A 9183-nucleotide genomic window follows, 5' to 3' on the forward strand; every position below is an offset into this window, starting at 1 on the left:
AGGCCGGAATCGAACCGGCGTAAACGGCTTTGCAGGCCGCTGCATAGCCACTCTGCCACCCAGCCATACGTGGTCGCTATTAAACGCAAAAAAACCGAAATATTGGAGCGGGAAACGAGACTCGAACTCAAGACCCAGACCTTGACAAGGTGATTCCTTAATGCCAATAAGCTGATGAATTATATAGATTTTCAGGGTATTTGCAAGGTTGCAAAATTGTACTTTTCATCCCTTATGAATCAACACGTTACAAACCTTACGAAAACTATTTTGTGTACGAACTATCGGAGATAATGCTAGAGGAATACTAGAAATACATAGCACCAGTTAGTAGCTAACTGGTGCTATGTGTATTTGTAGAAGGGCCGAACCACTCATCACCTAATTCGATAACACTGTCGAGAAATTGGTTGTTCGACTGAGTCGAACCGAGGCCAGTGATTGTATAGGGAGCCTTTTTACTGGCATCCTTTAATGATCCACCGAGGTGAAGAATTTTACCGTCAACTCGAAGATGCCTATCATGTTGCTCGCTTGTTACGATAAATTTATAAGTATCAGGTCTTTCGGCTGCCAATAGAGAGGAGACGGCGTCGATTCGAGCTCTTCGGGTTTTATACTTATTATCCTCCATTATCTCCTTCGAAGTCACGACGGTGATTGCGACTTCCTTGCCGATCTCGCAAACATATAGGTGATAGATCTGCGCATCAAGCCATGGATCGAAAATCTCCACTTGAGATATTGCGCCAGCACAGAGAGCTCTTATTCTTAGGTAGGCTTGGAAGGGGGAGCCCCCAGGAAGAATTGTATCGGGGTCGTCGGCTGGAATCAGTTTTATAGCGTTCATTGCTTGAGCTATGCGCTTCTCAAACTCGTCTTTAAGCGTCTCGGGGTATTGTATTGGATTCTGCCTATGGGGTCGCCCAATATTCTGACTGCCGCGCCCGCATGCGAGATTTCAGCATCGAACGAAATATCTTCCACTCGACCGAAAGCCTTTAGCTCGTTTATAAACTGGTCAAAGTCTCGGCTCCATTGAGCCCGCAAGTATGGTATTTTCTTAGCATAGTCTGCCTCCGTCTCGATCAGCTCTATGATCGGATGGGCGAGTATTCCGAGTTCGACTATCAACCGATCCCGCTGTTCAATTCGACTTAATTGAGTCACTTGTTTTGCTCTTAGCGCATGGGTCGAACGCATTCATTTGAGAGATGAGACTGCTTGTCAGCTTAGGTTTGATAACATCATATAACGCCTATTCTTGTAAGCGTTAACCTAGTCCGTTTTTTGTTTTTAGGCGTGATCAAATATTGCTGGATTTCCCTATAATATTATAGGTTTTTCTTGACATTATCCTATATTTCCCTATAATAGAACCATGAATGCAATCGAATGGACGACGAAAGCAGTTAAACAATTACAGAAGATGGATCGCCCCGTACAAGTTCAAATCCGTGACGATGTAACAACACTGGTAGACTTTCCAGATGTCGCTGGCGTAAAGAAGCTGACCAACCATCAGCACAGCTACCGCCTGCGTTCAGGCAACTACCGTATCTTTTTTGAGTTCGACGGTGTATTGAGAATAGTATTGATTGAAGAGGTGAAAAAACGCGATGAACGAACCTATTGATTATCAGATCATTGAGGAGAACGGCGAGCCACGCTTTGCCGTGGTGCCTTTCGACCAGTTCAAAGCGCTATTAAAAGATGTGGGCGCTACTGGTGCGACGGTACCGCACGAGGTGGTGTCTGCAATTGTGGATGGCGTGAGCCCAGTCAAGGCGTGGCGTGAATATAAAAGAATGGGACAAGTTGAAGCGTCCGAGGCCATTGGAGTATCGCAAGCGACTTATTCAGGCTATGAAGCGTCAGGCGCATTTGATTCTATGAGAAAATTGACGAAAAAGAAGATTGCGGATGGCTTCGGAATTGAGGTAGAACAGTTAGATATTTAATGCGCTAACTGTTTTTCTCATTTATGTTGGTGGACATCTAAGACTGCCTTTGCCAATGGCGATGTCTCAACCTAAAACTATCACACACACGAGCCACACCCAACATCATTGCATGCCAAAGCTGTCATTTATGGAGAAATGAGCTAAAGTTAATTTAAACTGGCTACTCTCCCGATTTGCTTTGCCTGATAATGAGGCCGAGAATACCACTCGTTATATAATCCAACGAGTCGTGTAATTATTTTAGAATATCTAAAGGAGGTTGCAGCATGGGTAAGAAGAGCCGCAAAAAAAGAGAGGGCAGAGAAGCTCAGCAGTCTCAAAACCCAACTGGCAAGGAGAGTGAAACCATGGAAGATAATAAATCTCCAGCTATCAGCATTAAAGGAGGCCGTAATAACCGTGCTGATCACAACCTTTTTATCGGGGTCGAGCAAGCCATAGAAATAGTGGATTCTCCAGGTTCAACAGCTAACCGAAATATAGTGATAGGAAAAGAGTCGGTAAATGTTTTCGAATTAAATTCATTCATTAAAACCTTAAGAGCAAATATAGAGCAACTTGAATTACCTGAGGGATCAGCAAAAAAAATTCTATCTGATATCGAGCCTATTGAGGCGCAAGCTAAATCACCAAGACCCAAAAGCTCAATAATCATACCTTGCTTAAGGTCAGTAAAACGTGTACTGGAAAATGCGGCGAGCAGTGCTATAGCTGTATCATTAGTCGCAAATGTCGACAAGTTAATTACATTGTTTCAAAGTGTTAAATAGTTGCCAGGTGGTGGTTAACACGGCGTTAATATCCGCTCATGGCCGCTCTCTGAAGTTTTCCATGAATTACCAAACGTCTGCTTCTTTGAAGCCTTTAAGATCTTGCATTCAGAACTCGAATCACAGGTAAATTTTTTCACTCAACCAAGCTCTAGCTCGCCATTTGTGTGCAATCGTGGGGCACCAATACCTAAAAAAGTACATGCCGACTTGGCGTTAAAAAGCGAATAAGAAAAAATAGGAAAATCTTTTCTAGACAATGAATACAATGTCCAATCTAAGCAATTGTTTTTTATCACTTAAATTGGAGCGGGAAACGAGACTCGAACTCGCGACCCCGACCTTGGCAAGGTCGTGCTCTACCAACTGAGCTATTCCCGCAAATGGTGCTTGGCCAAACCGTACTTAGTAGGGCTGCCCATTGTAGTGTGCAAGCAGATTTTGTCAAGCAGATCATCAGTTTATCGCTCATGATTATTACTATCATCGCTGTCATCTGGCGCAACCCCTTTGTGCCGCATCAGCGTAGGCCAAGCGGCGTTGAGATAGAGCACCATTGACCATAAGGTCAATATGGCAGCAACATAAAACAACACGTAACCGACATAGAAGCTGTCGATACCAGCGATAGGCTGCGCGTACAAAAGCAGGAAAATGGCGATCATTTGCGCCGTAGTTTTGACCTTGCCCACCATTGATACTGCCACTGAGGCACTCTCGCCTAGTTCTGCCATCCATTCGCGTAATGCCGATACAGCGATTTCGCGGCAAATGATAATCGCGGCAGGAATAGCGAAGTACAGGGTCGGCTGCTTTTGTGTCAACAACACTAAGGCAACCGCAACCATAAGCTTATCGGCAACCGGGTCGAGGAATGCGCCCAACGCTGAGGCCTGGTTGAGTTTGCGTGCAAGAAAGCCGTCTAGCCAATCGGTAATCGCGGCAAAACCAAATATCAAGGCACTAGCAATTGAACTCCAGTCATAGGGCAGATAAAACACCACAACAAAAACGGGTATTAAAAAAATACGCAGTAAGGTTAGCTGTGTTGGTAGTGTCATCGTGTAAAGGTCTCGTTAATAATTATCCGGATGAAACAAACTGTAAAGACGTTGCGCCAGATCACGGCTTATTCCTGGCACCGAGCTTAAGTCTGCCATACCCGCCCTTTCTACACCCTGAATGCCACCAAAATGTTGCAGCAGTGCACGACGACGTTTTGGGCCAATTCCCTCTATGCCTTCTAGTGGCGAAGTCGTACGCGCCTTAGCACGTCGAGCACGATGGCCTGTTATGGCAAAGCGGTGTGCCTCGTCACGAATTTGCTGAATAAGATGTGACGCGGATGAATCGGGTGCAAGTTTAATGGGCGCTTCAACACCACCAACAAATAAAGTCTCAGCACCTGCTTTACGCTCTACCCCCTTGGCAACACCTATTAGCATAACATCACTGATTTGTAATTCTTGCAGCACATTTTGTGCCTCATGCAACTGGCCTTTACCACCATCGATAAAGAGAATATCAGGAATCTTACCCTCACCCCGCTTTAGTTTTTTATAACGCCGCTGTATTGCTTGGCTCATCGCTGCATAATCATCACCAGGGGTGATTCCTTCGATATTAAAACGTCGATAATCGGATTTACGCGGGCCATCTTGGTCAAAAACAACGCAGGAAGCAACGGTGGCTTCACCCATGGTATGACTAACATCGAAGCACTCCATCCGCTGCGGCAACTCATCAAGATTAAAAGCCTCTTTTAATGCCTCTAAACGTTGACGCATTTCACCACTGCTACTTAAATGACGGTTTAGTGCTTGTTCGATATTAACGTTGGCCATATCAAGCAAACGTCGTCGCTCACCACGCACATTAGTTGCTAAATGCACTTTATGCCCAGCATGACCGGCAAAGGCGTCGCTGAGTAATGCTTTGTCAAATATGTCATGGCCAAGTATTAATTCATTAGGTATTGCGCGCTCTAAATAATATTGTGGTAAAAATGCGCTTAATACATCGGCTTCATTAGCGCCACTGTTTGCGTCCTTGGGTACTTTGGGGAAAAATGTCTTATCCCCTAAGTGACGACCATCACGAAAGAAAATAAGCTGCACACAAGCAACGCCATTTTTTATCGCGCTAGTCACCACATCGACATTGCGTTGATCAATATCAACATGTTGTCGTTCCTGTACATGACGCAAGCTGGTAATTTGATCACGGTAACGTGCTGCATTTTCAAAATCCAAACGATGCGATGCTTGTTCCATACGCATGGCCAGTTGCTCTGTCACCTGTTGGCTCTTACCCTCAAGAAACATCATTGTATGTTTAACACTTTGTTTGTAGTCACTTTGCGAGATATAAGCAACACACGGCGCTGCGCAGCGTTTGATTTGGTATTGCAAACAGGGGCGCGAGCGGTTACTAAAAAAACTGTCATCGCATTGGCGCACCTGAAAAACCTTTTGCAATAAATTCAGTGTCTCGCGCACCGCACCCGCACTGGGATACGGGCCAAAATAACGGCCGTCTTTATTACGTCCACCACGATGAAAAGTCAAACGTGGATAATTGTGTTTTGTCGAAATATAGATATACGGGTAGCTTTTATCATCACGAAAAAGCACGTTATAACGTGGCCTTAACGCTTTGATCAGGTTATTCTCGAGAATCAGCGCCTCATTCTCAGTGCGTGTTACTGTCACTTCAATATTACGAGTGTGTGTAATTAACGCGCGTGTCTTGGGCGCTAAAGCCGAGCGATTAAAGTAACTGCCAACACGTTTCTTTAAATCACGCGCCTTGCCGACATAAAGCACTTTTGCACTCGCATCGAGCATACGGTAAACACCGGGGGTGTTACCCAAACGTTTGACAAAGGCCTTGCCATCAAAGGCTAGTAGCGTTGCTGCCAACGATTCATTAGCAAGGCTTGCTGGCTCATTGATAATAACGCGCTTTTTTATTTTTGGGTGCATACGTCAGGCGTCGATATAGGTACGAACACGAGCCAACACCTGCATAAACATTACTTCAGTCAGACGCCGCGTTTGCGTGTTATAGCGGCTGCAATGGTAAGAGGTAATCAAATGGTGACCAGAGGGCAGATCGTATTCGACAGCGTGGCCAAAAGGATAGTCTTTGAGTTTAAGCGCTAAGGCACGCAACACAGCACTGTGTGCAATACCGCCGAGCGTGAAGACGACTGAGCCTTTTTTTAAGGCCAATAGTTCGGCTTTAAGAAAGCGATTACATTGCTTTATTTCATCAGTTTTTGGTTTATTTTCAGGCGGTAAACACTTGACTGCATTAGTAATTTTACACTGAATAAGCTTCAGGCCATCATCTTGCGAGACTGACTCGCCAGCGCTGGCAAAGCCATATTGGTGCAAGGCCTTGTAAAGCAATATACCAGCATAGTCACCCGTAAACGGGCGGCCTGTAGCATTGGCACCGTGCATGCCAGGTGCAAGCCCGACAATAAGCACCTGTGGCTTGGCCACACCAAATGGCGCAACGGGACGTGCATGGTAATCAGGGTACTGCTCTTTAACGCTGTCAAGAAAGGTCGCTAACCGTGGACAGTCACGGCAATTCACATCAAAACTACTCATTTCACTATTTTATAGAGGTTGCACTTGTTTTGCCCGTTTTACCCGCTTATTGGGTCTTTTTACATTTTTTTTATGTTATTGCACTAAAATGGCACTACACACCATAAAATGGTGAGAATTATATGTTCCACTGTACTCAGCTAAATCAACATAGGTAATAGAATGAGAACATCCATATTAGCCATCTCTGCTGGGCTCACTGTACTGGTCAGTATTTTTTTTATTTTTTCCGCTACGGCATCAGAAACGCAGCAGGCTGAACCAGCCAAGCTCAAGACAGCTATCTTTGCTGGTGGTTGCTTTTGGTGTAGCGAATCTGACTTTGAGAAACTTGATGGCGTGGTATCAGTCGTTTCAGGTTATACCGGCGGCAAAGAAAATGATCCCACTTATAATCAAGTAGCGGCTGGCCGCACGAGTCATACCGAAGCTGTTGAGGTACGTTATGATCCAGCGACAATCAGCTATAGTGAATTAGTGGAATATTTTTGGCGAACGATTGACCCAACCCAGGCCAATGGTCAATTTTGTGATAAAGGTAAACAATACCGCAGTGGTATTTTCTATGACGGTGTCAATCAGCAAAAAATCGCTGAAGCGTCTTTAGTAAAATTGAATGGAAACAAACCGTTCTCCGCGCCTATTGTGACTGAGATTACTGCTGCTACAACGTTTTATCTTGCTGAGGAATACCATCAGGATTATTACAAACGTAATAGCACTCGTTATAAGTTCTATCGCTGGAATTGTGGCCGTGATAATCGTATTGAAGAACTTTGGGGTAAGACTCATGGCTAAGAATACTGGTTTTTAGGGAGGCTCTGATGTGTTTGACACAGTGAGTGGTGTAAGATCAAACGCAGTAATACTATTTTGCTACAATGTTAGTCGAATATCAGGCTTGCTCAAGGGGCACCAATGAACAAAATAATTATACTATTCTCACTATTTTTTCTTGCTGGCAATCAAGCTGTTTTAGCCGCCTCCGATGGGCATGAGAAGCATAGTGATGCCATGGAAAAGAGCGTTGAAGTCTATATCATCTCACCAAAAAATGGTGCCACAGTTGCAAGCCCGGTGACAGTTGTATTTGGCCTTAAGGGAATGGGTATCGCACCTGCTGGTATCGAAAACGAGCATACCGGCCATCATCATTTGTTAATCGATACTGGCATACCACCATCCGATAAACCGATTCCCTCAGATGCTAATCACCATCATTTTGGCAAGGGACAAACTGAAACACGTCTTGAGCTGACGCCAGGTAAACATACACTACAGCTGCTTATCGGTAACCACTCGCATATGCAACACGCCAAGCCGATAGTATCTGAGAAAATCACTATTACCATAGAGTAATCGCAACGCTTAAGTACATTGACCTAGATCGCCCTGTGCCAAAGCAATAACACAACGCTCAATAAGGTTCATACGCTCTAGCTGCAACATATGTCCCTGATTTTTAAGCGTGATAACAGTTGAATTTTCTGCTGATAAAACCGACTCAGCATAGTTTGCATTCTTTGCGTCAACCAGCTTATCGCTATCACCCTGTATCACCACTATGGGTTGCGACAGTTTAGGCCAGCGTTCATGTAAAATGGATAGCTCTGGACTGAGTGCATACATCTCAACATTGGCTTTACGCAGACCGTCACCAATTATTGCGTTAATCAAAAAAGTCCTAGCCAATTTGTGATACCAACGTGGTTTGGTCAACGCTGGGTCGAGCCCACCCGACAGCACCAATACACTGTCCACCAAATTCGGATAATCCAAAGCAATCGAAGGCACCACTGAACCACCCCATGAAAAACCAACTAAAACAAGTGGGACACCTGGGTATGTTTTATTCAATTGCCTTAAAAGTGGTTGCATCAGGCGCCCTATTTCCTTGAATGAAGTGACAGGACGTGAACCTTGTTGGAATTGCGACTCACCCCAGCCTGGCCTCTCTACCATCACCACTTTTACTTGAGATAAAAAACCCTCATTACGTGTTAAGTAAGCACCGTCAGTCCAACTACCCGGCGTACCATGCACCCAAATGACGATCGCTTTTTTCGCCTGTCCAATCGCGCGATAATGAAGGCGAAAGTTTCCCTCATTAATATAGTGTGTCATTAAATCTGGGTTGTTAATCAGGTGCGTTTGAACAAACTCACTACGCTCCTTGAAACCATCTGGAACGCGGCAAGCCGATATAAAAAAGACCATCAAGCCCGCTGTAATATAGCGTGCTACTTTATTTTTTATCATTGTTATTTGGAAACCTGCCGAAATATCACATATTTAGAAAGTAAAAAATTAACGATTGCAGCAATACCCGATGAGATCGCAAGCGGGATCATTAAATACTTAGCCAGGTAGTCATAATTCATCACTAGCCATATAAATAGAGAATAATTTATGATGGCTCCTATACTATTAATTGTTAGATAATAAAGCCATTCATGCGTGGCGCTACGGGTGCTTTGCCCAGCAAAGGTCAACTTTCTATTTAAATACCAACTGACCGTCATCGCCATTGCAAGAGAGAAAAATCTTGCAATGAATAAATCAGTATCGAAGAATAATCTTAGGGAATAGAGGATAGCTGCATCGACTGCAAAGCCAACCAGACCAATCAACCAAAAACTAAATGCTTGTTTTACCACTTATCGTAACCACAAAAATATTGCCAGTAAGGATTTTCAACCCAGCGCTCTACCACGCTTTCGTCGCTTTCATTAAACGTGTATTTTAAATAGTGAAGTCCCGCTAATAAACGGGTGGGTAATGCTGGGTGACCACAACCCGTACTGTAGACCACATCAATCTTATCTTCGA

The 9183-nt window shown here is 44.3% G+C and carries 11 protein-coding genes, 2 tRNA genes and 1 pseudogene; 5 read left to right on the forward strand and 9 right to left on the reverse strand.

Annotated elements, in window-relative coordinates:
- Position 1: 1 nt before the first annotated feature.
- Together JKY90_00865 and JKY90_00870 are read right to left on the reverse strand one after the other, a co-directional pair.
- Positions 2-57 (reverse strand) — tRNA-Cys (locus JKY90_00865).
- A gap of 277 nt (positions 58-334) precedes the next feature.
- Positions 335-850, reverse strand: a complete 516-nt coding sequence (locus JKY90_00870) for a hypothetical protein (protein ID MBL4850824.1) — start codon at positions 848-850, stop codon at positions 335-337.
- Positions 851-1381: 531 nt separating this feature from the next.
- Here JKY90_00870 and JKY90_00875 point away from each other — a divergent pair.
- The 3 genes from JKY90_00875 (at position 1382) to JKY90_00885 (ending at position 2734) form a co-directional block, all read left to right on the forward strand.
- Entirely contained in the window at positions 1382-1636 is a 255-nt protein-coding gene (locus JKY90_00875; protein ID MBL4850825.1) for a type II toxin-antitoxin system RelE/ParE family toxin, read from the forward strand.
- Positions 1620-1961 carry a helix-turn-helix transcriptional regulator gene (locus tag JKY90_00880; protein ID MBL4850826.1) on the forward strand — a complete coding sequence of 114 codons (342 nt, stop codon included), beginning with the start codon at positions 1620-1622 and terminating at the stop codon, positions 1959-1961. Before JKY90_00875 ends, JKY90_00880 begins: the two co-directional genes overlap by 17 nt.
- 269 nt (positions 1962-2230) lie before the next feature.
- Complete coding sequence (locus JKY90_00885; GenBank protein MBL4850827.1) at positions 2231-2734, forward strand: hypothetical protein; 504 nt, start codon at positions 2231-2233, stop codon at positions 2732-2734.
- Positions 2735-3039: 305 nt separating this feature from the next.
- Here the strand turns inward: JKY90_00885 and JKY90_00890 are convergent.
- The 4 genes from JKY90_00890 to JKY90_00905 all read right to left on the reverse strand — a co-directional run bounded on the left by JKY90_00890 (position 3040) and on the right by JKY90_00905 (position 6354).
- Positions 3040-3115 (reverse strand) — tRNA-Gly (locus JKY90_00890).
- Between the two features lie 80 nt (positions 3116-3195).
- Positions 3196-3795, reverse strand: a complete 600-nt coding sequence (gene pgsA, locus JKY90_00895; protein MBL4850828.1) for a CDP-diacylglycerol--glycerol-3-phosphate 3-phosphatidyltransferase — start codon at positions 3793-3795, stop codon at positions 3196-3198.
- Positions 3796-3810: 15 nt separating this feature from the next.
- Entirely contained in the window at positions 3811-5718 is a 1908-nt protein-coding gene (gene uvrC / locus JKY90_00900; GenBank protein MBL4850829.1) for an excinuclease ABC subunit UvrC, read from the reverse strand.
- Positions 5719-5721: 3 nt separating this feature from the next.
- The gene (locus JKY90_00905) at positions 5722-6354 is read right to left on the reverse strand and encodes a uracil-DNA glycosylase (protein MBL4850830.1); all 633 of its coding nucleotides are present in this window, start codon (positions 6352-6354) and stop codon (positions 5722-5724) included.
- A gap of 162 nt (positions 6355-6516) precedes the next feature.
- Between JKY90_00905 and msrA the strand changes: the two genes are divergently transcribed.
- Both msrA and JKY90_00915 read left to right on the forward strand, forming a co-directional pair.
- Positions 6517-7152 carry a peptide-methionine (S)-S-oxide reductase MsrA gene (gene msrA, locus JKY90_00910; protein MBL4850831.1) on the forward strand — a complete coding sequence of 212 codons (636 nt, stop codon included), beginning with the start codon at positions 6517-6519 and terminating at the stop codon, positions 7150-7152.
- A gap of 120 nt (positions 7153-7272) precedes the next feature.
- A complete protein-coding gene (locus JKY90_00915; GenBank protein ID MBL4850832.1) occupies positions 7273-7713 on the forward strand; it encodes a DUF4399 domain-containing protein in 441 nt (146 codons plus the stop codon).
- A 9-nt stretch (positions 7714-7722) separates the two neighbouring features.
- Here JKY90_00915 and JKY90_00920 read toward each other — a convergent pair whose 3' ends face one another.
- The 3 genes and pseudogenes from JKY90_00920 to JKY90_00930 all read right to left on the reverse strand — a co-directional run bounded on the left by JKY90_00920 (position 7723) and on the right by JKY90_00930 (position 9183).
- Positions 7723-8613 (reverse strand): alpha/beta hydrolase, encoded by an 891-nt coding sequence (locus JKY90_00920; protein ID MBL4850833.1) that lies wholly within the window; start codon positions 8611-8613, stop codon positions 7723-7725.
- A gap of 2 nt (positions 8614-8615) precedes the next feature.
- A complete protein-coding gene (locus JKY90_00925; protein MBL4850834.1) occupies positions 8616-9011 on the reverse strand; it encodes a GtrA family protein in 396 nt (131 codons plus the stop codon).
- A 2-nt stretch (positions 9012-9013) separates the two neighbouring features.
- A pseudogene (locus JKY90_00930) lies at positions 9014-9183 on the reverse strand (transposase).

The sequence above is a fragment of the Gammaproteobacteria bacterium genome (assembly GCA_016765075.1).
In the GTDB taxonomy this organism is placed as follows: domain Bacteria; phylum Pseudomonadota; class Gammaproteobacteria.